The organism is Streptomyces sp. NPDC033180 (assembly GCF_055577645.1).
In genome coordinates this window covers 63,900-85,395 of record NZ_JBVIPU010000014.1, presented here as the reverse complement: position 1 = coordinate 85,395, position 21,496 = coordinate 63,900, and the positions used below count along the sequence as shown (strand labels likewise).

The 21,496-nt window shown below is 71.4% G+C and carries 20 protein-coding genes; 8 read left to right on the top strand and 12 right to left on the bottom strand.

The features are described from left to right. On the bottom strand, positions 1-912 hold the full coding sequence (locus ACZ5WE_RS30395) for an SDR family NAD(P)-dependent oxidoreductase (protein WP_467689675.1): 912 nt from the start codon (positions 910-912) through the stop codon (positions 1-3). Between the two features lie 84 nt (positions 913-996). Between ACZ5WE_RS30395 and ACZ5WE_RS30390 the strand changes: the two genes are divergently transcribed. Beyond that, on the top strand, positions 997-1,923 hold the full coding sequence (locus ACZ5WE_RS30390; RefSeq protein WP_467689677.1) for a cyclase family protein: 927 nt from the start codon (positions 997-999) through the stop codon (positions 1,921-1,923). Positions 1,924-2,331: 408 nt separating this feature from the next. Here ACZ5WE_RS30390 and ACZ5WE_RS30385 read toward each other — a convergent pair whose 3' ends face one another. The 3 genes from ACZ5WE_RS30385 to ACZ5WE_RS30375 form a co-directional block, all read right to left on the bottom strand. Then, positions 2,332-2,823, bottom strand: coding sequence for an ATP-binding protein (locus tag ACZ5WE_RS30385; RefSeq protein WP_467689678.1), 492 nt, complete (start codon positions 2,821-2,823; stop codon positions 2,332-2,334). Positions 2,824-3,251: 428 nt separating this feature from the next. Continuing rightward, a complete protein-coding gene (locus tag ACZ5WE_RS30380) occupies positions 3,252-4,124 on the bottom strand; it encodes an acyl-CoA dehydrogenase family protein (protein ID WP_467689680.1) in 873 nt (290 codons plus the stop codon). 8 nt (positions 4,125-4,132) lie between these two features. Then, positions 4,133-5,299, bottom strand: a complete 1,167-nt coding sequence (locus tag ACZ5WE_RS30375; protein ID WP_467689823.1) for an acyl-CoA dehydrogenase — start codon at positions 5,297-5,299, stop codon at positions 4,133-4,135. A 159-nt stretch (positions 5,300-5,458) separates the two neighbouring features. On the opposite strand from ACZ5WE_RS30375, the gene ACZ5WE_RS30370 reads away from it, so the two are divergent. Beyond that, the gene (locus tag ACZ5WE_RS30370; protein WP_467689682.1) at positions 5,459-7,045 is read left to right on the top strand and encodes a class I adenylate-forming enzyme family protein; all 1,587 of its coding nucleotides are present in this window, start codon (positions 5,459-5,461) and stop codon (positions 7,043-7,045) included. A 55-nt stretch (positions 7,046-7,100) separates the two neighbouring features. Here ACZ5WE_RS30370 and ACZ5WE_RS30365 read toward each other — a convergent pair whose 3' ends face one another. Next, complete coding sequence (locus ACZ5WE_RS30365) at positions 7,101-7,613, bottom strand: EF-hand domain-containing protein (protein ID WP_467689684.1); 513 nt, start codon at positions 7,611-7,613, stop codon at positions 7,101-7,103. A gap of 194 nt (positions 7,614-7,807) precedes the next feature. Beyond that, positions 7,808-8,182, bottom strand: coding sequence for an STAS domain-containing protein (locus tag ACZ5WE_RS30360; RefSeq protein ID WP_467689686.1), 375 nt, complete (start codon positions 8,180-8,182; stop codon positions 7,808-7,810). 249 nt (positions 8,183-8,431) lie between these two features. On the opposite strand from ACZ5WE_RS30360, the gene ACZ5WE_RS30355 reads away from it, so the two are divergent. Both ACZ5WE_RS30355 and ACZ5WE_RS30350 read left to right on the top strand, forming a co-directional pair. Next, positions 8,432-9,031, top strand: a complete 600-nt coding sequence (locus tag ACZ5WE_RS30355) for a sigma-70 family RNA polymerase sigma factor (protein ID WP_467689688.1) — start codon at positions 8,432-8,434, stop codon at positions 9,029-9,031. Continuing rightward, positions 9,028-10,377 (top strand): zf-HC2 domain-containing protein, encoded by a 1,350-nt coding sequence (locus ACZ5WE_RS30350; protein ID WP_467689690.1) that lies wholly within the window; start codon positions 9,028-9,030, stop codon positions 10,375-10,377. The genes ACZ5WE_RS30355 and ACZ5WE_RS30350 overlap by 4 nt, the downstream gene beginning before the upstream one ends. 14 nt (positions 10,378-10,391) lie before the next feature. Here the strand turns inward: ACZ5WE_RS30350 and purU are convergent, their stop codons facing one another. The 3 genes from purU to ACZ5WE_RS30335 form a co-directional block, all read right to left on the bottom strand. Further along, positions 10,392-11,264 carry a formyltetrahydrofolate deformylase gene (purU, locus tag ACZ5WE_RS30345; RefSeq protein WP_467689692.1) on the bottom strand — a complete coding sequence of 291 codons (873 nt, stop codon included), beginning with the start codon at positions 11,262-11,264 and terminating at the stop codon, positions 10,392-10,394. A gap of 77 nt (positions 11,265-11,341) precedes the next feature. Beyond that, positions 11,342-11,845: an SCO4402 family protein gene (locus ACZ5WE_RS30340; protein ID WP_467689693.1), complete on the bottom strand. Its 504-nt coding sequence runs from the start codon at positions 11,843-11,845 to the stop codon at positions 11,342-11,344. 77 nt (positions 11,846-11,922) lie between these two features. Continuing rightward, positions 11,923-12,072, bottom strand: coding sequence for a hypothetical protein (locus tag ACZ5WE_RS30335; protein WP_467689695.1), 150 nt, complete (start codon positions 12,070-12,072; stop codon positions 11,923-11,925). Positions 12,073-12,115: 43 nt separating this feature from the next. Between ACZ5WE_RS30335 and ACZ5WE_RS30330 the strand changes: the two genes are divergently transcribed. After that, a complete protein-coding gene (locus ACZ5WE_RS30330; RefSeq protein WP_467689825.1) occupies positions 12,116-13,237 on the top strand; it encodes an ABC transporter substrate-binding protein in 1,122 nt (373 codons plus the stop codon). Positions 13,238-13,264: 27 nt separating this feature from the next. On the opposite strand, the gene ACZ5WE_RS30325 is transcribed toward ACZ5WE_RS30330, so the two are convergent. Further along, a complete protein-coding gene (locus tag ACZ5WE_RS30325; RefSeq protein ID WP_467689696.1) occupies positions 13,265-15,253 on the bottom strand; it encodes a hypothetical protein in 1,989 nt (662 codons plus the stop codon). Positions 15,254-15,538: 285 nt separating this feature from the next. Next, positions 15,539-16,927 carry a transcriptional regulator gene (locus tag ACZ5WE_RS30320; RefSeq protein WP_467689698.1) on the bottom strand — a complete coding sequence of 463 codons (1,389 nt, stop codon included), beginning with the start codon at positions 16,925-16,927 and terminating at the stop codon, positions 15,539-15,541. A gap of 297 nt (positions 16,928-17,224) precedes the next feature. Between ACZ5WE_RS30320 and ACZ5WE_RS30315 the strand changes: the two genes are divergently transcribed. The 3 genes from ACZ5WE_RS30315 to ACZ5WE_RS30305 all read left to right on the top strand — a co-directional run bounded on the left by ACZ5WE_RS30315 (position 17,225) and on the right by ACZ5WE_RS30305 (position 20,365). Further along, positions 17,225-17,872, top strand: a complete 648-nt coding sequence (locus tag ACZ5WE_RS30315) for a bifunctional DNA primase/polymerase (protein WP_467689700.1) — start codon at positions 17,225-17,227, stop codon at positions 17,870-17,872. 106 nt (positions 17,873-17,978) lie between these two features. Further along, a complete protein-coding gene (locus tag ACZ5WE_RS30310; protein WP_467689702.1) occupies positions 17,979-18,773 on the top strand; it encodes an ABC transporter ATP-binding protein in 795 nt (264 codons plus the stop codon). Continuing rightward, complete coding sequence (locus ACZ5WE_RS30305) at positions 18,770-20,365, top strand: transporter (RefSeq protein WP_467689704.1); 1,596 nt, start codon at positions 18,770-18,772, stop codon at positions 20,363-20,365. Before ACZ5WE_RS30310 ends, ACZ5WE_RS30305 begins: the two co-directional genes overlap by 4 nt. Before the next feature lie 182 nt (positions 20,366-20,547). Here the strand turns inward: ACZ5WE_RS30305 and ACZ5WE_RS30300 are convergent, their stop codons facing one another. Further along, positions 20,548-21,156: an RRXRR domain-containing protein gene (locus ACZ5WE_RS30300; protein WP_467689705.1), complete on the bottom strand. Its 609-nt coding sequence runs from the start codon at positions 21,154-21,156 to the stop codon at positions 20,548-20,550. Positions 21,157-21,496: the final 340 nt, after the last annotated feature.

Genomic DNA, 21,496 nt, shown 5'->3' with positions numbered 1-21,496 from the left:
CTACGCGTTCGGCCGGTCTTTGGCGGCGGCGGCCTTCGCCATCGCCTCCAGCTGGGCCAGCATCGGCATCGGATCGACCCCCACCGTCCCCGGCAGGAAGTCGGCGATCTTCTCCGGGGTCCAGCCGCCCTCGACATACCCGGCCCGCAGCTCACGCGGCTGCGCCCACACCGCGATCTTCGGGCCCGCGACCGTGTAGACCTGCCCGGTGATCCTCTCCTCCCGGGCCCGCTCGCTCAGCAGATACGTGACAAGGGCGGCCACGTCCTCCGGCTCCCCGATCTCCTTCAGCTCCATGGGCACGTTGGCGGACATCCGGGTCCGCGCGACGGGCGCCACCGCGTTCGCCGTCACCCCGTACTTGTTCAGGCCGAGCGCCGCGCTGCGCACCAGCGAGATGATCCCGCCCTTGGCCGCGCTGTAGTTGGCCTGCGCGACGGACCCCTGGTGGTTGCCGCTGGTGAAGCCGATCAGCGTGCCCGTGCCCTGCTTGCGCATGACCGCCGAAGCGGCCTTGAAGACGGTGAACGTGCCCTTCAGGTGCGTGGCGACCACCGGGTCCCACTCCTGCTCGGACATGTTGAAGAGCATCCGCTCCCGCAGGATCCCGGCCACGCACACCACACCGTCGATGCGCCCGTACTCGGCGAGCGCGACGTCCACGATCCGCTGCCCGCCCGCCATGGTCGAGATGTCATCGGCGACCGCGACGGCTTCGCCGCCCGCCGCCCGGATCTCCTTGACCACGCCGTCGGCTATCTCACTGGTCGGCTGCGCGCCCTCCATGGAGACGCCGTAGTCGTTCACCACGACTCTCGCACCCTCGGCCGCGGCGGCGAGCGCGACCGCCTTGCCGATGCCGCGCCCGGCGCCGGTCACGGCCACCACCTTGCCTGCCAAGAAGTTCCCCACGTCCGGCCCCTTCCCGCGGTTTCTGACGGACCGTTAGATTCTATGACCCGTCAGATACCGGAATACAAGCCCCGGGGAGGGCCCATGTCTCTGCCGCCCGAATTCCACGACATCGCCAAACGCGTGAACAACTGGGGCCGTTGGGGCACCGACGACGAGATCGGCACCCTCAACCTCATCACCGACGAGGTGGTCCGCGAAGCCGCCGCCACCCTCCGCACCGGCCGCCGCATCCCGCTCGCGCTCGCCCTCAAGGAAGACGGCGTCCAGACGGGCCTGATACCCGGCCGGGTCAACCCCCTTCACACGATGGTGCAGATCAACCAGGAGCTCTTTGGTCCCGGCACGGTCGCCACCAGCGACGACGCCGTCACGATGGGCCTGCAGACAGCCACCCACTGGGACGCGCTCACCCACGCGTCACACTCGGGGAAGATCTACAACGGCCGCCCCGCGGACACCATCACCGCCCACACCGGCGCCCGGTTCAGCGGAATCGACAAGGTGCCGCACCTCGTCTCGCGCGGCGTACTGCTTGACGTCGCGCGCGCCAAGGGCGTGGACCGGCTGCCCGGCGATCACGCGGTCACCCCCGAAGACCTGGCGGAGGCCGAGGAGTTCGCGGGGATCACCGTCCGCGCCGGCGACATCGTCCTCGTACGCACCGGGCAGATCCAGACCTATCTCGCGGGCGACAAGCACGCGTACGGATATCCGTCCCCCGGCCTCTCGGTCCGTACCCCCGAGTGGTTCCACGCGCGCGATGTCGCGGCGGTCGCCAACGACACCCTCACCTTCGAGATCTTCCCGCCCGAGATCGAGAACCTCTGGCTGCCCGTGCACGCGCTCCACCTGGTCGAGATGGGGATGCTGCAGGGCCAGAACTGGAATCTGGAAAAGTTGTCCACAGCCTGTGCAGAAGTTTCCCGCTACAGCTTCCTTCTCTCCGCGATGCCCGAGCCGTTCATCGGCGGCACGGGGACACCGGTCGCGCCGGTAGCGGTGCTGTGAGCGTTCCGTGACCCTCCCCCGGCCCTTCCCCTGAGCCTTCGGATGGCGACGGCCCGGCTCCCGCCCCGAGCGCGTCGCCGCGCGCGCCGCCATCCGGCTCCGGCGCGCTGGTCCTGCCCTCTGCGGCCACGAAGGGACCGGCGCCGACGGCGACCCACGTCTCGTCAAGGACCGGGTCACAGACCACCGCCCCTCGACGTCCCCTCGCGGCGAATCGCTGCACACAAGCGTGATCAATCGGACACGGTACGTCAACACCCGTCCGGCGGTTAATGAATTATGCCGCTTTTGCACCGACCGCGCACGGCCGCGCACCGTGGCACGTGACGGCGCATACGGGCGCCCGGCACGGCCGCGCGGGACTCAGGCCTCATCCGCACGGGACCCAGACCGCAGCCGCGCGGGACTTCAGACCGCCTCGTACGCGACGTCCTCGTAAGTCGTTCCGTCGAACGCGACCGCCGCGACGCCCGGCTCGCACCGGTCCACCTCGCACCAGATGCTCTTTCCCGCGCCTTCGGTCTGCCAGCCCCAGCGGTCGGCGAGGCCGTCGACGAGTTCGAGACCCCGGCCGTTGGTCGCGTCGCCGTCCGCGTGCCGCTGCTTCGGCGGACGCGCGCTGGCGTCGGCCACCTCGACCCTGACCGTCCCCGGACCGGCCTCCGCGGCCTCCTCGGGCACATCCGGGACGTCCGGCAGCAGCATGCGCAGCACGGCCGGACAGCCCGTGTGCACCACCGCGTTGGTGACCAGCTCCGAGATCAGCAGGATCAGCGTCTCGGCCAGTGGCTCGTCGGCCTCTATCCCGCACACGGCGAGCCGCGAGCGCGCCCACCTCCGGGCCCGCCCCACCTCGGCGGGGTCGGGCCTGACCTCCAGCTGAACTTGAAGCACCTGCACCGCTCACACCATCCGAACCGGCGGACACATCGCCTCGCGACTCCACGGGGTCACGGAACGTGATCCCCTTGAGAGACAGCATGGTTGACGTTCAGTCACCCCAACAAGCGCTTCAGGCATATTCCAGCGCGAAGGAGTACGCGTGCGGCATACTGTGCGACGCGCGCTGCGGGGGGTCGAACAGGTGGGCATGAAGCCCCTTCCTGCACTGCGAGCGGCACGCATTGCCGGGTCCGGCGCCGCCTCAGGGGCAACACCGGCATGGCTCGACCTCAGAACCACTCGCATCTCACACAAGGTACCGGAGCGGAAGCCCGACTCCATGCCGTGACGAGTCACGCATAGGACACAACCCGGTATCGACGCTCAGTAGCCTCCCCCCACTTCGGGAACTTCACAAGTCGATCACTCTCCGCGCCCACGAAGGCTCACAGCGCCGCCGCCAGCTCCTCCTCCGCGCCGGACGCCGACTGCCCGAGTCCTGCCCGCACCCAGGCACGCTTCAGATGCAGATGTACGTCGGCTTCCCAGGTGAAGCCCATTCCGCCGTGCACCTGAAGGCAGTCGCGCGCGCCCCGCACCGCCGCCTCGTCGGCGAGCAGTCCGGCCGCCGCGATCTCCGTTCCGTCACCGGTCACTGACGCCGCGTACACGGCGGCACGGGCGACCTCCGTGCGGACGAGCATCTGGGCGCAGAGATGTTTCACGGCCTGGAAGGATCCGATGGACCGGCCGAATTGGGTGCGCTCTCGGGCATACCGGACCGCCATCTCGCAGGTCCTGCCCGCGCTGCCGAGCTGTTCCGCGGCGAGCAGCAGATCCGCATCCGATGCCGCCGCCCCTCCCGGGTGTTCGCCCGGCATCCGGTGCAGCGGCGTCAGCGGGTCGACAGAACGCAGGGGTACGGCGCCGGAGACATCCCCGTGGACCACGTCCGCCGCGTCAAGCCAGGGAACGAGCCCGCCCGAGGCTGCCGTCACCACGGTCGTCCCCTGGGCGGCGCCCGCGACGTCGCCCGCCGCGAGGAACGTGGCCACCAGCGGCCCGGGGAGCAGCGCGCGCCCCGCCTCCTCGAAGACCAACACGGCCTCCGGGAGCCCGAGTCCGACCCCGCCTTCCTCCTCCGGCACCCGCAGCGAGAAGAACCCGGCGTCCCCGAGCTCCCGCCACAGGGCCCGGTCCAGCGAGGGGGCCCCGGAGTCCGCGGCCTCCCGCAGGGCGGCCCCGTCGAAGCGGCCCTCCAGGAGCTCCCGCATCCCGCCCCGCAAGGCCCGCTGGTCCTGCGTGAGTTGGAAGTCCATCCGCGCCCTCACCGCCCCTTCGGCAGGCCGAGTATCCGCTCGGCCACGATGTTCTGCTGGATCTGCGAGGTCCCCGCGGCGATCGTGTACGAGAGGGAGGAGAGCCGGTCCAGGGTCCACTCGTGGCCCAGGTCGAGCGCTCCGGGCCCGAGGACCTCGCCCGCCGCCTCGTACAGCTCCTGGCGTGCGTGCGAGTAGCGGAGCTTGAAGACGGACCCGCCGATGCCCGGGACCCCGCTGCCCGCCCGCTGCGACTCGCTGACGTTCCACTGCGTGAGCCGCCACAGCGCCCCGAACTCCGCGCTCAGCCTGCCGAGCCTGCGCCGGAGGGCCGCGTCGTCCCAGCGCCCGTTCTTGCGGGCCTCGCGGGCGAGATCGCCAAGGACCCGGCGGCAGGCGACGACCTCCCCCACGAAGGCCGTCCCGCGCTCGTACGACAGCGTCACCATCGTCACGCGCCAGCCGTCGTTCTCCGCGCCGACGCGGTTGGCCACCGGGATGCGCACCTCGTCGAGGAACACCTCGGCGAACTCGGTGGAGCCCGCGAGCGTACGCAGGGGGCGGACCGTGATCCCGGGGGTGTCCATCGGCATCGCGAGCCACGAGATGCCGCGGTGCTTGGGCACGTCCTCGCTCACCGGCGTCGTCCGCACGAGGAGCTCGCACCAGTCGGCGACCTCCGCGTGCGAGGTCCAGATCTTGGACCCGCTCACCACGTAGTCGTCGCCGTCCCGCCACGCGCGCGTGCGCAGCGACGCGAGGTCGGAGCCCGCGTCCGGCTCGCTGAATCCCTGGCACCACACCTCGTCACCGCGCAGCACGGGCGGCAGCCACCTGGCCCGCTGCTCCGGCGTTCCCTCGGAGGCGATGGTGGGGCCCGCGTGCAGCAGGCCCACGAAGTTCGCCCCCACATAGGGCGCTCCCGCCTTCTCCGTCTCCTCCAGGAAGATCAGGTGCTGTGTCGGGGTCGCTCCGCGGCCACCGGCGTCGACGGGCCAGTGCAGCCCCGCGTACCCGGCGTCGTACAGCCTGCGCTGCCATCCCATGTCGTACGCCCGGCGCCCCGGCCAGTCCAACGGGTCGGGTCGCGGGGGCAGTTGAGGGAGCGTTCGGGTCAGCCACTCGCGCAGGCCCGCCCGGAAGGATTCCTCCTCCTGCGTGTAGGTGAGGTCCACGTCGTCTCCTCCGGTCATCCCTCCGGCCCCTCCGGGATATCTGATGACCCGTCAGACGGCAGGCTAACTGTGCGCCTCTGGACCGACAAGGCGGTGAGCCTTACGCTCTCGACACGATCTGACTGACCGTCAGTTAGTCGCCTTGCGTGAGGGGATCGCATGAGGAGCTCGGACAACGAGACCGCGTACGAACTGGGAGCGTCCCGCACTCTCTGGGAGCTCGTCGAACGCCGCGCCGCACTCACCCCCGACGCCCCCGTCCTCATCCAGGCCGCGGCGGACCCCGCCGACGACCGGACGCTGACCTTCGGCCAACTGCGGGCCCGCTGCGAGCGCGTGGCCGCGGGGCTCCACGAGATGGGGGTGCGCCCCGGCACCGTGGTGGCCTGGCAGCTGCCCACCCGCATCGAGACCGCCCTGCTCTCCTTCGCGCTCGCCCGCATCGGCGCGGTCCAGTCGCCGGTCATCCCCTTCTACCGCGACCGCGAAGTCGGCTTCGCGCTGCGGGAGTCGAAGGCCGAGTTCTTCGCCGTGCCCGACGTGTGGCGCGGCTTCGACCACACGGAGATGGCACGACGGCTCGGCGCGCGCGGCGTCTTCGGGGCACACGCCTACGAGGACCTGCCGGACGGCGATCCGTCCGTCCTGCCACCGCCGCCCTCCGACGGGACGTCGGTGCGCTGGATCTACTGGACGTCGGGGACGACGTCCGACCCCAAGGGCGTGCTGCACACGGACCGTTCACTGATCGCCGGCGGCTCGTGCCTGGCGCACGCCCTGCACCTCTCGGCGGACGACGTCGGCTCGATGGCGTTCCCCTTCGCGCACATCGCGGGCCCCGACTACACCGTGATGCTGCTCCTGTACGGCTTCCCCGCGGTGATGTTCGAGACCTTCGCGCTGCCGGACGCGCTCGACGGCTACCGGCGGCACGGCGTGACGGTGGCGGGCGGTTCGACCGCGTTCTACTCGATGTTCCTCGCCGAGCAGCGCAGACTGCCGTCCGGCGAGAAGCTCATCCCCTCCCTGCGCCTCCTCGCGGGCGGCGGGGCGCCGAAGCCGCCGGAGATCTACCACGCGGTCGTACGGGAGATGGGCTGCCAGCTCACCCACGGCTACGGCATGACCGAGGTGCCGATGATCACCATGGGGGCGCCGGACGACACCGCCGAGAACCTGGCGACGACGGAAGGGATGCCTCCGCAGGGCATGGAGATCCGGGTCACGGACGCCGACGGCAAGGAGGTCCCCGCCGGTGTCGACGGCGAGGTGCGGCTGCGCGGGGAGGCGGTCTGCCAGGGCTACCTGGACCCTGAGCAGAGCGCGGGCGTCTTCGACGCGGACGGGTTCCTGATCACGGGCGACCTGGGGCACGTACGGACGACGGGGCACCTGGTCCTGACCGGGCGGGCCAAGGACATCATCATCCGCAAGGGCGAGAACATCTCCGCGAAGGAGATCGAGGACCTGCTCCACCGGCATCCGGCCGTGGGGGACGCGGCGGTGATCGGCCTGCCGGACCCCGAGCGGGGGGAACGGGTCTGCGCGGTGGTCGAGCAGCGGTCGGGCGCGCATGACGACGCGGGCACGCTGACCCTGGAAGCCATGACGGCGTATCTGCGCGGGGAAGGACTCTCCACGTACAAGCTGCCGGAGCAACTGGAGCTGGTGGAGGCCCTCCCCCGCAACGAGACGCTGCGCAAAGTGCTCAAGTACAAGCTGCGGGAGCGGTTCACGCGGGGCTAGCTCAGCGGGGCTAGCTCAGCGGGGCCGGCTCAGCGGGGCCGCCTCACGTGCCTGCTCACTCGGGAACGGTGAAGTACCCCGCGAAGGCCGCGACGATCTCCTCCTCCGTCACCCGCCCGTCCCCGTCGGTGTCGAGCGAGCCGCCCGCGGCGCTCGCGATGTCCTGGGGGACGCCGAGCGCCTTCAGTGCGCGCTCGACCTCCTGAGGGCTGACCGAACCGTCCCCGTCGCCGTCCGCGACAGCGATCACGGCGTCCAGGAACGGCCGTGCGATCTCGGCGAACCGGGCCGGGTTGTCCCGCAGGCGCTTCACCGCGCCGCCCACGAACTCCGGCTTGGTGATCCGCTGGTCGCCGTCACGGTCGGCGATCCCGGCCATGCCCTGCCAGAAGCCCTCGGCCCCGATGTACAGGGCCTGCCCCTTCTCGGAGCGTGCCGTCGCGCCGAACTCGGTGAGCAGGGCGGCGGCCGCCGTGCTGAAGTCCTCACGGGAGATGTAGCCGTTGCCATCCTGGTCGAAGGTGGCGAAACGGGCCGCGATCCTACGCTCGTACTCGGCACTGTCCATGGTGTTCGGGCCGCCTCACTTCTGCGGTTGGGTGCGTGTGCACAGGGGGTTCCCCGGGGTGTCTCTGGCAGCGAGCGTACGTGTTCGGCGACCGCCCGGAGGCGGGAAGCCGACGCTTGTGCCAAGACCGGGACAAGAGAGGTTGTACCAGGAGTCGGGCGTCGGTGATCTTCTGGGTCCGCCTGGGGTCCGCCTCACGCGGAGAGCGGGATCGCCTCGTCGTCCACCGCCGCCGTCACGTCCGGGAAGACCTCGAAGAGCCGGCGTACGCCGAGGGCCGCGAGGACGCGGTTCACATGGGAGCCGTCCTCGGCGCCCTGCGCGGGCAGTATCAGGCGCAGGCGCCCCTGGCAGGAGCGGAACAGGCGGCGCGTCGCGATCAGCACGCCGACACCGCTGGAATCGCAGAACAGCACGTCGGAGAGGTCCAGGACGAGACTGCGGCGGCCATCGGCCACGGCGTCGTGCACGCGCTGGCGCACGACAGGCGAGGTCACCAGGTCCATCTCGCCGGACACCCGCAGCACGGCCCAGCCGTCCTGCTCGTCCACGGCCACCTGCAGCGTCACTCGCACGCCTCTCGCTCGCTGATACCGCTCGCTCGTAGCTCGCCGATGCGGAAGCCTTCCCTACGCTTCCTACGTCGCGGCTGCCCCGCCTCTTCTCCATGAAACACCAGGGATGCCGCTCCCTATCATCCGAGGCCGGGCGCGGGCGCACTTTGCCTTAAAGGGAGTGCGTTGTCGGCGGTGGCGACTACATTCGATGGAGGGTTTCGATCGGGTCGGGCAAGGAACGGCACGCGCAGAGGGGGCCGCATGGCGAAGGAAGCGCCGCGCCGCTGGGACCGCCGCATGCAGCAGCGACTGGCGCACGGGGAGGCAGCCGCGCTCGGCGAGCTGTACGACCGCTTCGCCTCGCTCGTGCACGGCCTCGCCCACCGCGTGCTCGGCGACGAGGACGCCGCCGACCGGATCACCCGCGAGGTCTTCGCCCACGTCTGGGAGAACCCCGACGCGTACGACCCCAAGCAGGGCCCCCTGCGCTCCTGGGTGGCCACGCTCACCCACCAGCGGGCCGTCCGGCGCCTTCGCCAGACCGAGTCCGCCGCCCTGGCCCGCGGCGGCGAGGGCACCACGGAGGACCTGGAGCGCAAGGTGCGCCGCGCGTCGGCCGCCGCCCGCGCGGACTACATCGTCACGGCCATGCCCGCCCCCCTGCGCGCCGCCCTGGAGCTCGCCTACTTCCAGCGGCGCGACTATCGCCAGACGGCGGCCGATCTCGGCGTGACGGAGGACGAGGCGCGGCGCCGCCTCCGCCTCGGCCTGCAGCTGCTCTCCACCGCGAACGACGTGGCGGGGCCTGCGGAGCCGCACCCCTCACCGGGCGCCCGTCCCGGTTACGGGAGAGCGCTGTGAAGGGGCCCGGCCGGCAGGAACCGTTCGAGGAACCGGACCGCCCCGAGAACGGCGGCGAGGGCGCCGGCGGTCAGGGAGACGGCGGCGGCGAGGGCGCGGGCGGCCACGGAGGAGGCGGTCAGAACGACGCCCGTCGACCGCCTCGCATACCGCTGCCCCGCACCTCCATAGAAGACACCGGGAAACCCTTGCCCGACCCGCCGCTCGCCCTCGACCACCGCGTCCTGAAATCCCTGCTCGGGGCCTGGGCGCTCGCCGCCTGCTCCGTCGAGGAAGCCGTCGCCGTCGAGGAACACCTGGGCCACTGCGGCCCCTGTGCGGAAGAGGCGCTGCGGCTGCGCGACGCGGTGGGCCTGCTGCATCAGGAGGAGAGCCTCGACCTCGACCCTGGCCTGCGCAACCGCGTCATCGAGAGCTGCCTCGGGCGGCGCCCGCCTCGTATCCCGGTGCCCGAGTGGGCCGTTCCGTACGACGCCGAGACCGCGCGGCTCGACGCGCTCCTACGGGACATCGGCGACTCGGAGTGGCACGCTCCGGTGCGCCTGCGATGGTTCGACGAGGACCATCCGGTCAGCCGCAAGACGACGGTGGCCGGGGTGATCGCGCACCTCCTCGCCGTCGACGGCCTGGTCGCGCTGGCCCTGGGCCTGGACGACCCCCTGGGCAGGGAGACACCGCCGCGGTCCGACCCGGGACAACGCACCGAGGCGTACTGGCGCGCTTCGTACTTCCCGCCCACGCGCGCGGTGCGCGGGCCCTGGCGGGAGCAGACCCACGAGCTGATCCGCACGGTGTCCTTCACGGGAGGCGGCACGCACGGCTGCGGCTCCGGCGGCCTCACCGTCCCGTACAGCGCCCCGGACGAACGGGGCCACCGCGTCGAACTGCCGCTGCGGGACTCGATGCTGGACCGCGCCTTCGAGTGCTGGATCCACGCGGGCGACATCGCGGAGGCGGTCGACTACCCCTACGAGCCGCCGTCCCCGCGCCATCTGCACCGCATGATCGACCTCGCCGCCCGGCTGCTCCCCGGCACGCTCGCCGACCGCCGCCGCGCGGGGCTCGCCGCTCCCTCGCACGGTCTGGTCGCGGCGGGCGCACCCGGCCGGAGCCTGCGCCTGGAGGTCGAGGGCATGGGCGGCGGCGAGTGGTTCATCCCTCTCGACTCCCCCGGCGCCAGCGCGTCGGCGGACCGTGAGGTGGCCCATGTCGCGCTGGACGGCGTCGAGTTCTGCCGCCTGGCCGCGGGCCACGTGTCTCCACAGGAGGCGGCAGCGGGGCAGGTCGGGGACCGCGAGGCGATCAGGGACGTGCTGTTCGCGGCGGCGTCGCTGAGCCGGATGTAGCTCGGGGAGACGCGCTACGCGAAGACGACCGTCCGGCGGCCGTTCAGCAGGATCCTGCGCTCGGCATGCCACTTCACGGCCCGGGCGAGCGCCTGGCATTCCACGTCCCGGCCGATCGCGACCAGCTGGTTCGGCGTGACGTCGTGGCCGACCCGCTCGACCTCCTGCTCGATGATCGGTCCCTCGTCGAGGTCCGCCGTCACATAGTGCGCGGTGGCGCCGATCAGCTTCACACCGCGCGCGTGCGCCTGGTGGTACGGCTTCGCGCCCTTGAAGCTCGGCAGGAAGGAGTGGTGGATGTTGATGATCCGGCCGCTGAGCTGCTTGCAGAGGTCGTCCGAGAGCACCTGCATATAGCGGGCGAGCACGACGAGCTCCACGTTCTCCGCGCGCACCAGCTCCAGGAACTGTGCCTCGGCCTGCTCCTTGTTGTCCTTCGTCACCGGGATGTGGTGGAAGGGGATGTCGTACGAGGCGACCAGCTCGGCGAAGTCCGTGTGGTTGGAGACGACCGCCGCGATCTCGACCGGCAGCGCGCCGATCCGCGAGCGGAACAGCAGGTCGTTCAGACAGTGCCCGAACTTCGACACGAGAAGGACGACGCGCATCTTGTCGTCGGCGCGGTTCAGCTGCCAGTCCATGTGGAAGGAGTCGCCGATCGCCGCGAAGCTCGCCCGCAGCTTCTCCACCGTCACCGGCGGCTCCGCCGAGAAGTGGACGCGCATGAAGAAGAGTCCGGTGTCGTGGTCGCCGAACTGCTGGCTGTCCTCGATGTTGCACCCGGTCATGAAGAGATAACTCGACACTGCGTGCACGATGCCCTGCTTGTCCGGGCAGGAGAGGGTGAGGACGTACTGCTCAGCGGGGGCGGGGACCTTCTCGTTCATGCGCCCAAGGTTCCCACAACCGAGGCACCCCAGGGGACCAAAGGCCGTTCCCCCTGACCTGCCGACCGGCCCGCCGACTAGCCCGCCGACCGAGTCATGATCCGCAGCACCTCGAGCGTCCGCGGCGGTACGTCCGGTTCCTCCCCGTCACTGACGGAGAGCCGCACATGCGCGTCCCGCGCCGCACGGACCGCCTCCGGCCACCCCGGGTGGTCCAGATAGGCGGAGACCAACGCGTCGGGCCCGACCTCGTGCATGATCCGCAGCACTCGCAGAACCGCCGCGTCGACCAGGGCCGCCTCCTCCGCGTCGCGGAAGATCGTCCCCACGTACTTCTCGGCGGACCAGTTGTCGAGCCACGTGTCCTCGACGAGCCGGTACACGGCGTCGGTCACGTCCCCGTACTCGTCACGCCCGGCGAGCCAGCACTCACGCTGGAACCCCGGGTCGGAGAGCATGTGCAGCGCCGAGCGCACGTTGCTGCGCCAGCGCCACCACGGCATGTCGTTCGTTGGCATGCCGCCCATGGTGCTTGAGCGACGGCCACGACGGGAAGAGTTCTCCGAACCTTGCACGGTCATCGATCGTACGTTCCCCCTCCAGGCAGCCGAATCGGCCCCTGCCATTCACCTTCTTGTCACCATGCGTTGAGAGCGCGTCACTCCTTGGTTGGCGCTGTGGCGGAATCGTGCATGACCATGCCCGTCTCGCGACGCACCTTGCTCCCTCGCCCCTCCAAGACCGCAGCGCTCACCGCGTCCGCCCTGGTGGCGGCGGGTGCGTCCTTGATCACCGCGTGCGAGGTCATCCCTGGTTCCACGGGGGGATCCAGGGAAGACCCCGTGACCGTCATGACCTGGGCCCCCGAGAAGACCAAGGCCACGAACAAGCCCGGCGTCCCCGCGATGGCCCAGGCCTACGCGCGCTGGGTCAACGCGAACGGCGGCCTGGACGGCCGTGAGCTCAAGGTCATCACCTGCAACGACCACAACGACCCGGTGGGCGCCGCCGACTGCGCCCGCAAGGCGGTCGACATGGACGTCGCCGCCGTCGTCGGCTCCTACAGCCAACACGGCCGTTCCTTCCTCTCCCCTCTCGAAGTCGCCGGTATCCCCTACATCGGCGGGTACGGAGTCACCGACGAGGAGTTCAGCAGCCCCCTGTCGTATCCCGTCAACGGCGGCGAACCGGCGCTCATGGCGGGCAACGGCCGCCAGCTCGCCACCCGCTGCGAGCGCGTCTCCCTCGTACGCCCCGACACGATCGCCGGCGACGATCTCCCGGGGCTCCTGGACGCGGGCCTCACGGAGGGCCACCGCAGGCCCTCCTCCGACATACGGGCACCCGAGGACGGCACCGACTTCACCGCGCAGGCCGAGCAGGCCCTGGAGCGGGCGGGCACCGGCGGCTGCGTGACGGCGGCGCTCGGCGAGCGCACGGACACGTTCTACGACTCCTACCGGCGCACCGAGGACGCGTACCCGACCGCGAGAGTCTCCTCCGTGCTCGGCAGCGTCGACCAGTCCCTCGTCGACCGCACCGGCGGCGGCAACGGCCCGTACGAAGGCGCCTACCTCACCGGCTGGTACCCCGCGGCGAGCGACGCCCGCTGGGGCGCGATGCGCGAGGTCATCCGCCGGCATGCCTTCGGCGACAACCGGGTGGACCCGACGGACGCGGGCGTGCAGACGACGTGGATCGCCTACACCGTCCTGAAGCAGACCGTCGAGTCGCTCGACGGCGGCGAGGTCTCGAAGCGGACGCTGCGGCGGGCCCTGGACGATGGGCTCAAGGTGCGGACCGGCGGGCTCACGCCGACCCTGAGCTGGCGCTTCAAGGACATGCTCGCGGCGAGCGACTTCCCGCGTCTGGTCAACGCCGACGTCACGTTCCAGATGGTGCGCGACGGCCGCCTGGTCCCGGCCCGCAAGGGGTTCGTGAACGTCTCGAAGACCCTGGAGCAGGTGAGGTGACCCGGCTCCCCGGCCCGCGCTCCCGCCCTACAGCTGGGACTTGTCGCGCGTCGTGAGCCCGTACTGCTTGGCGATGGCGTTCCACAGCCCGGCCGCTTCCTGCTTGGCCGTGGTCGCCTCGCCGCTCGACTTGTTCGCGGCGACCGCCTGCGGCGTCGTGCGGGCGTGGCCCTTCTTGCAGCCCTTCTTGCCCGCGACCTGGCCCGCCCACGCGGCGTAGTGGTTGTCGGCCGCGGCGGACGCCTTCCAGGCCTTGGTGAGGGAGGCGGTCAACTGGGCGTTGGCCGGGAGCTTGTCCACGGAGAGCCCCGACAGACGCGTGACCAGGCCGTTGCGCTGCTTGGCCGCGTTGCGCAGGTCGGTGGCCGACTTGGCGAGGTCGGCGCACTTTCCTACGTTGCGTACGGCGCCGATCACCGAATCACGGCTGTTGTTGCTGTCGGCGAGGAGCTTGTCCAGGGCGACGGCCTGCTCCTTGGCGGGGTCGACGGACGGCGAGGGTTTCTCGTCGGCGGGCGCGGACTCGGAGACCGTCTTGGGACTGTCCTTCTCCTCGTCACCGCCGCCACTGAGGAGGGCGCCCGCTCCGACGCCGATCAGCGCGATGACGACACCGGCGGCCGCGAAGATCGGCACCTTCGATCCGGTGCGGCCCCCGCCGCTCCCGCCGCTTCCGCGCGAGGGAGCCGCCGCGGCGGCGCGGCGCGATGCCCGGCCCCCGCCGTCACCGTGGGCCGCGGGCTGGGGCGGCTCGAAGCGGGGCATCTGCTGGGTCGACGCGGGGCCTTCGGGCTCCGGCTGCTCAGTGCGGAAGAGGCTGTCGAACTCGGCGGGCGGCTGCCGGTCGCCGGGGGCGCCTGGACGTATCCCGAAGGGCGCCTTGCCGGGCTCGGCGGGCACGGGGGCGATGAACTGCGTGGGCTCGTTGTCGGAACCGGCCGCCGGGGGCATGGGCGCACCCGGCATGGGCGCGCGCCCCAGGAACTGCGTGGCCTCTCCCGCGGGAGCCTCGGGCGGCAGGGCGCCGGGAGCCACGGGGGGTATGTACTGCGTGGCTCCTTCGTCGACGCCTGTGCCTGCGGCGGGCGTAGCGGGTATGTACTGCGTCGCGTCCGCGTCACCCGCGCCGGCGGGCGGCAGCGGTGCGAGGCCTCCCGCGACGGGCGGCAAGGGCGCACCCGCACCGGAGCGACCGGAGCCACCAGCGGGAAGCTGCCCGGCCTGAGCGGCGGGCGGAAGCTGCCCGGCCCCTCCGTGCTGACCGGCCTGCGGAAGCGGTTGTCCCTGCCGGCCGGGATACGAGTCATCGGCGGGCTGCCCGGCGTGCGCTCCACCCGCCTGCTGTCTCGCGTGGGCGCCACCCGCGGGCTGCCCGGCGTGGGCCCCGCCCGGGCTCTGCCCCGCGTACGGCACATCGGTGGCGGGCTGCCCCGCGTGCTGGCCGCCGTGAGCGTGGCCCGCGTGCTGGCCATGCTGGGGCTGACCGCCGTGCGACTGACCCGGGTACTGCCCGCCCTGCGGCTGACCGCCGTACGGCGCACCCTCGCCCTGCGCCGCCCCGTAGGCCGCCCCATAAGAGGCACCCGGAGCCTGCCCGCCGTAAGCCCCACCCGGAGCCTGCCCGCCGTACGTGCCGCCCTCCGGCTGAGCTCCGTACGAGCCGCCCATCGGCTGGCCCCCGTAGGAAGCGCCCGGCGTGTAGTCCTGTCCGTGCTGTCCGTGCTGTCCGTGCTGTCCGTGCTGCGCGCCCTCGGCGGGCAGCGGGGTGCCCGCTCCGTACGTCTGCTGCGGGGGTGCGGAGTCCCATGCCTGGCCCGAGCCGGGCGGCGGGTCCGCGGGGGCCGGGCCCCACGGCTGGCCCCAGGGGCTGCCGCCCGCGGGGGCCACCTGGTCGCCGGTGGTGCCGGGCATCAGGGGCTCGCTTCCGTCGGCAGGCAGCACGATGCCTTCGTGCGCGTGCCGGTCCGCGGGATGCGGATCGGAGGAAGCGGCGCCCTGCCCGCTCTGCTGCGTCACCGGGACTCCTACGAATGGGGGACCTACGGAACCGTCGGCTCACGCTACCGGGTCGCCGCAGCCATCTGCCACGCAGCTCAAACCTCCGGCGCCGCATCAATCACGGAAGTAACAAAAGCTCTCCGCGAAACGCTGACTACGTCACCAGGGAGGACTGACAGCGGACGGGAGTTCGCCGTTCACGGTGCGGAAAGGGCGGGGACGGGCCACGTTCACGGGTGCGCGACACACATCACAAACTCTTCACGCCCCACGAAGCCCTCACCCACCCGATCCCGCGCTCCCTCACGCCGCCTGGGTGTCCATCCGCGCCCCGAACTCCCTTACCACCGGCTCCTCGCGGTACGGATCGAGCCGCTGCTGGAAGTCCTCCAGATACTCGGCGCCGCGGTTCGACCGCAGCGTGCCGAGCAGTTCGACCGCCTTCAGGCCCGTGTGGCACGCCTGCTCGACGTCCCGCCGCTGCACCTGAGCCGTGGCGAGCAGGACGAGACCGATCGCCCGCCGCCGCGCCCGTGTCTCCGGATGTCCCGCGAGGGACTCCTCGGCACTGCGGGCCGCGGCGTCCGCCTGCCCCAAGTCACGGTGGCAGTGGGCCAGTTCATCGGCCAGATAGGCGTGGTCGAAGTGCTTGATCCACACCGGATCGTCACCCGAATCCCCTTCCCCGGCCGCCCGGTCCATCGCCTCGACCGCACGGCCCGCGACGACCTGCGTGGAGCGCCCGTCCCCGAGCAGCGCGTGCCCCCTGGCCTCCGCGGCGTAGAACATGGCCTCCGCGCGCGGGGTGACCCGCCCGCGCGTCCCCTCCTGGGCCGCCCGCGCCAACTGCGCGATCTCCCGCGGGTTTCCGAGCTGGGCCGCGAGATGGCTCATGGACGCGGCCAGTACGTAACCGCCGTACCCGCGGTCGCCCGCGGCCTGCGCGAGCCGCAGCGCCTGGATGTAGTACCGCTGGGCCAGGCCCGGCTGGCCCGTGTCCACCGCCATGTACCCGGCGAGCTCCGTCAACCGCGCGACGGCGGAGAACAGTTCGCGCCCCACCGCCTCGCGGTACGAACCGGCGAGCAGCCCCGACACCACGCTGTTCAGGTAGTGCACGACGACCGGCCGCACATGCCCGCTGCCGTACTGGTGGTCGAGCTGCTTCAACGCCTCCGTCATGGCCCGCACCGCCGCCACGTCACAGAGCCCGACCCGCGGCCCGGCCATCCGGCCGACCTGCGCGTCCGGGGACGAGATCAGCCAGTCGCGGCTCGGCTCGACGAGCGCGGACGCGGCGACGGAGGAGCCGGACAGGAAGTCCCGCCGCCCCACGTCGCTGCGCCACAGCTCGCAGACCTGCTCGATGGCGCCGAGCACGGTGGGCGAGAACTGCAGGCCGACACCGGAGGCGAGGTTCTTGCCGTTCGCCATGCCGATCTCGTCGATCGTGACCGTCCGGCCCAGCTTGCGGCCAAGGGCCTCCGCGATGATGCCGGGCGCCCTGCCGCGCGGCTGCTGACCGCGCAGCCACCGGGCGACCGACGTCTTGTCGTAGCGCAGATCGAGACCATGCTCCGCGCCGCACATGTTGACCCGGCGGGCCAGGCCCGCGTTCGAGCAGCCCGCTTCCTGAATGAGTGCCTGCAGCCTTTCGTTGGGCTGCCGCGCGACGAGCGGCCTTGCGGCCATGGCGTACCCCCTGATGTGCACCGTGGTTCATCTGACGGAGGGGCCGGAATCGGCCACCCCAGATGATCAATGCCCTTGGAACAAACGGAAGATGCACCACAAACGGACGATAAGTCGGCAACTGGGCATCTTCGGAGTGCCACAGCCTTGGCTACCCGCACATGGAACCCATTCCCCATGCGCGCCCCCGCCCGTGCACCCATGCGCCCCACATGCAGGATCGATGCTCCGCCCCCGCGCACGCGCGAGCCGTAACCGTAGGTGTCGGGCGGAGTTGAGAAGTCCGTGGAAGAGACCATGGGAGTCACGTCAGCCGCGCACATCCCGAAGCAGCGCGGAGAATCCTTGCTGGACACGGCCGTGCGATACGCGGAAGAGCGCCACTGGGACGTGTTCCCCGGGACGTGGCTCGAGTCCGCCGAGGGGGCCGAAATCTGCTCGTGCGGTGACACCGCGTGCACGACACCCGGTTCGCACCCGGCGCGCGAGGACTGGGCCACGCAGTCGACGGGCAGCGCGACCGTCGCAAGGCGGCTGTGGTCCAAGCAGCCGAAGTCGTCCATCCTGCTGCCGACGGGCCGTACGTTCGACGCCATCGACGTGCCGGAAACGGCCGGGTTCCTCGCGCTCGCCCGCATGGAGCGGATGGAGCTGACGCTCGGCCCCGTGACATGCACACCCGATCGCCGGATGCAGTTCTTCGTCCTTCCCGGCGCCACCGCGAAGGTGCCCGACCTGGTACGCAAGCTGGGTTGGCCGCCCGCCGCGATCGACCTCGTGTCACTGGGCGAGGGGGCGTACGTGGCCGCGCCCCCGACCCGCTTCGGCGCGTCGGGCGCCGTGCAGTGGGCCTGCCGCCCCACCGCGGCGAACCGCTGGCTCCCCGACGCGGAGGAGATCATCTCCCCGCTGGCGTACGCGTGCGGGCGCGAGGCGCGGCGGTAGCCGGCACAGGGGGCGCAGACGCCGGACGGGCTGGATATCCAGCCCGTCCGGCGTTTTGGCTGCCGACCGACGTATCGTGCGGAAACGGCGACGAAGGGCGGACACGGTGAGCGGAGAAGTACCGGCAGCTGTACGGGTGCAGGGGCTCTGGAAAGCCTTCGGCGAGCAGATCGCCGTCGCCGGGATCGATCTCACCCTCCCCGCCGGCAAGTTCATCGGCCTCGTGGGCCCGAACGGCGCCGGAAAGACCACGACCCTCTCCATGGTGACCGGGCTCCTGCGCCCCGACCGGGGCACGGTCGAAGTCGTCGGCCACGACGTGTGGACCGACCCCGTCCAGGTCAAGGCCCGCATCGGCGTCCTGCCCGAAGGGCTGCGGCTCTTCGAGCGCCTCTCGGGACGCGAACTCCTCGCCTACACCGGGCGGCTGCGCGGGCTCCCCGGCGACGAGGTCGACAAGAGAGCCACCCAGCTCCTGGACGTACTCGACCTCGCGGGCGCCCAGCACAAACTGGTCGTCGACTACTCGACGGGCATGCGGAAGAAGATCGGTCTCGCCGCCGCCCTGCTCCACAACCCCGAAGTCCTCTTCCTCGACGAGCCCTTCGAGGGCGTGGACCCGATCTCCGCACAGACCATCCGCGGCGTCCTGGAGCGCTACACCGCGTCCGGGGCGACGGTCGTCTTCTCGTCGCACGTCATGGAGCTCGTCGAATCGCTCTGCGACTGGGTCGCCGTGATGGCCGCGGGCCGCATCCGCGCCCAGGGCACCCTCGCCGAGGTCCGCGGCGACGCCCCCTCGCTCCAGCAGGCGTTCCTGGAACTGGTCGGCGCGAACAGCCGCGACACCGGCTCGCACCTCGACTGGCTCGGTGGCGGCAGGCTCGGCGGCGCCCGATGAGTACCGCGCCCTCCCCGTCGGTCACCCCCGTCTTCGTACGGCTGAAGCTCTCGCTCCTGCGCAACGGCCTGCACCAGTCGACAGGACGCCGCGCCGCCTACATCGTGTCCGTCGTCGCCGCCCTCCTCGTCGCCGCCCTCCAGCTCCTCGGCCTGATCGCCCTGCGCGGCAACGAACACGCCGCCACCGTCTCCGTCCTGCTCACCGCCGTGCTCGCGCTCGGCTGGGCCGTGATGCCGCTGTTCTTCGCCGGCGGCGACGAGACTCTCGACCCCACCCGCCTGGTGATGCTCCCGCTGCGCCCACGCCCACTGGTGCGCGCGCTGCTCGTGGCGTCCCTCGTGGGCATCGGCCCCCTCTTCACCCTCTGCCTCGCGCTCGGCTCGGTCATCTCACTCGCGCACGGCGCGACGGCGGCCCTCACCGGCGTCCTGGCCATCGCCCTCACCCTGCTCATCTGCGTGGCCCTGGCGCGCACGGTCGCCGCCGCCAACATCCGCCTGCTGACCAGCCGCAAGGGGCGCGATCTGGCCGTTCTGAGTGGTCTGGTCATCGCGGTCGGCGCGCAGGTCGTCAACTTCGGCGCGCAGCGGCTCGGTTCGTCCGGGCTCTCGCAGCTCAACCCCGCGGCGGACGTCGTGCGCTGGATCCCGCCCGCGTCGGCGATCGGCGCCGTCGACTCGGTCAGCGAGGGCTCGTACGCCACCGGGATCGCCCAACTCGCCCTGAGCGCGGCGGCCCTCGTCGCCCTCCTCGCCCTCTGGCAGCGCAGCCTGACCCGCCTGATGACGTCCCCGGACGGCTCGACGCTCGCGGCGGCGGAACCCTCCAAGGTCCGCGCGGCACGCGGTCCGGGACGGCTGCTCCCCGGCGGACGCACCGGCACGGTCATGGAACGCAGCCTGCGCTATGTGTGGCGCGACCCCAAGACGAAGGCGGCCTGGGTGACGTCCCTGGCCATCGGCCTCATCGTGCCGCTCTTCAACGCCCTGCAGGGCACGGGATCGATCTACTTCGCGTGCTTCGCGGCCGGAATGCTCGGCGTCCTGATGTACAACCAGTTCGGCCAGGACACGTCGGCGTTCTGGATGGTCGCGATGACGATCTCGTCGACGTACGACGCGTACGTGGAACTCCGCGCCCGCGCACTGGCCCTCCTCGTGATCACCCTCCCGTACGCGACGCTGGTGACGGTCGTCACGGCGGCCGTACTGGGCGACTGGACGGGCCTCGCGGAAGCCCTCGGCCTCTCCTTCGCCCTGCTCGGCGCGATGCTGGCGACCGGCGCCTGGTCGTCGGCCCGCTTCCCCTACTCGATCCCGCAGGAGGGCTACAAGAACGTGGCCCCCGGTCAGGCGGGCCTGGCCTGGATCTCCATCTTCGCCGGGATGGTCGCGGCGGCCCTGCTCTGCGCCCCGGTGCTCGCCTTCACCATCTGGCTGCACGTCTCGGGCGAGAGCTCCTGGTCCTGGGTGCTGCTGCCACTGGGCGGGGCGTACGGAGCGGTGATCACATACCTCGGCCTGCGACTCGCGGCGCCGAGGGTGGCGCGGCGGCTGCCGGAGATCCTGACGGCGGTCAGCAAGGGCTGAGGGTTCGCGCGGGCCCGGAACGCAGACGACCCGCGAGCCGTGGTCCCCGCCGTACGGAACGGCGGGGAGCCGGCCGGACGTACCGGCGGCTCGCGGGTCGGGTGACTGCTTGGGATTGGGCCGGCTGCACGCACGTCACACGTGCTGGTCCGGCGCCGAAATCGAGTTGCGACGACGGGCCACTAGCCCGCAGTCACCTCACGCGTCCGGTTTCCATACATCTGCCGAACCACCTCCTCTCCGTGATGACTCACACCATAGGAACCGGGTCGGCTCGGCTCAACCGGTTTTTCGAGAAGGTGACGAGACGAGCTCCGGCCGAGTGTCGTAGGCGTATCCGTCGCCGCGCTGCAGCAGCCGCAGATTCCTGTACGAGACGTTGATCCGCCCCGCCGGCCCCCCTTGAGTCGGTCCCCCGCACTCATGGAGTGGGTGTCGAACGTGACGCTCTCCACGTGAATATCCGTCACCGGCGCGTAGCGACAGAAACGGTGAGCGAGGGAGGTCGTGGTGTCGACCCGGTGGCGCAGCGATGGGGCAAGCCATCGCGCCGGACGGGTGCGGTTGTCGCTTCTCGGCGCTCGGTGACGGAGGTTCGCGGATCGTCGTCTGCGCCGGTACCCGGCGCGCTGTCCCATGCAGTGCCGGATCTGCTCGCCGCGGTGCCGGAGCTCGGCCGTCACCAATCCCCGGCGCACGAGGACCGCGTGTCCGCGCTTGTCGGTCTCCGTCTTCTCGTCCGTGAGGGCGAGGCCGGTCCCTTGCGAGCCGGGGTCGACACGTAGCTGCACTCCGTCGACCTCTGAGTCGGCGGTGGCACGGCATCAACGGCCGCTGCTCCTTGGCCAGTACGAACACTCTGCTCGCACCGACGCCCCCGGTGTATCCGGGGGATGCGGGAACGTCACCGCTCCCGTTCTCTGCCGTCTCCGCCGTCGCAGCGGCCGATTCGGCGTGACGCCGACGGGGTTTGACGCGATGCCCGCCGGTCTCCCCTCGCCCATGTTCCCCGCCGGTGCCCCGCACGGTGGCGGGGAGTCCGTGAGCCGTTTCGTCCTTGCTCCTGAGGGTGTCTGCTCTCACGGATTCCAGAGCGGGCTGCTGAGGAAGCACAGCCCGGTGGGTCTGCTC

Coding starts and splice junctions, on each gene's coding strand:
- ACZ5WE_RS30380 (WP_467689680.1), bottom strand. CDS start 4,124: ATGGACTTCCAACTCACGCAGGACCAGCGGGCCTTGCGGGGCGGGATG.
- ACZ5WE_RS30390 (WP_467689677.1), top strand. CDS start 997: ATGTCTCTGCCGCCCGAATTCCACGACATCGCCAAACGCGTGAACAAC.
- ACZ5WE_RS30330 (WP_467689825.1), top strand. CDS start 12,116: ATGACCTGGGCCCCCGAGAAGACCAAGGCCACGAACAAGCCCGGCGTC.
- ACZ5WE_RS30340 (WP_467689693.1), bottom strand. CDS start 11,845: ATGACCGTGCAAGGTTCGGAGAACTCTTCCCGTCGTGGCCGTCGCTCA.
- ACZ5WE_RS30370 (WP_467689682.1), top strand. CDS start 5,459: ATGAGGAGCTCGGACAACGAGACCGCGTACGAACTGGGAGCGTCCCGC.
- ACZ5WE_RS30320 (WP_467689698.1), bottom strand. CDS start 16,927: ATGGCCGCAAGGCCGCTCGTCGCGCGGCAGCCCAACGAAAGGCTGCAG.
- ACZ5WE_RS30335 (WP_467689695.1), bottom strand. CDS start 12,072: ATGACCTCGCACGCGGTGATCAAGGACGCACCCGCCGCCACCAGGGCG.
- ACZ5WE_RS30305 (WP_467689704.1), top strand. CDS start 18,770: ATGAGTACCGCGCCCTCCCCGTCGGTCACCCCCGTCTTCGTACGGCTG.
- ACZ5WE_RS30355 (WP_467689688.1), top strand. CDS start 8,432: ATGGCGAAGGAAGCGCCGCGCCGCTGGGACCGCCGCATGCAGCAGCGA.
- ACZ5WE_RS30365 (WP_467689684.1), bottom strand. CDS start 7,613: ATGGACAGTGCCGAGTACGAGCGTAGGATCGCGGCCCGTTTCGCCACC.
- ACZ5WE_RS30315 (WP_467689700.1), top strand. CDS start 17,225: ATGGGAGTCACGTCAGCCGCGCACATCCCGAAGCAGCGCGGAGAATCC.
- purU (WP_467689692.1), bottom strand. CDS start 11,264: ATGAACGAGAAGGTCCCCGCCCCCGCTGAGCAGTACGTCCTCACCCTC.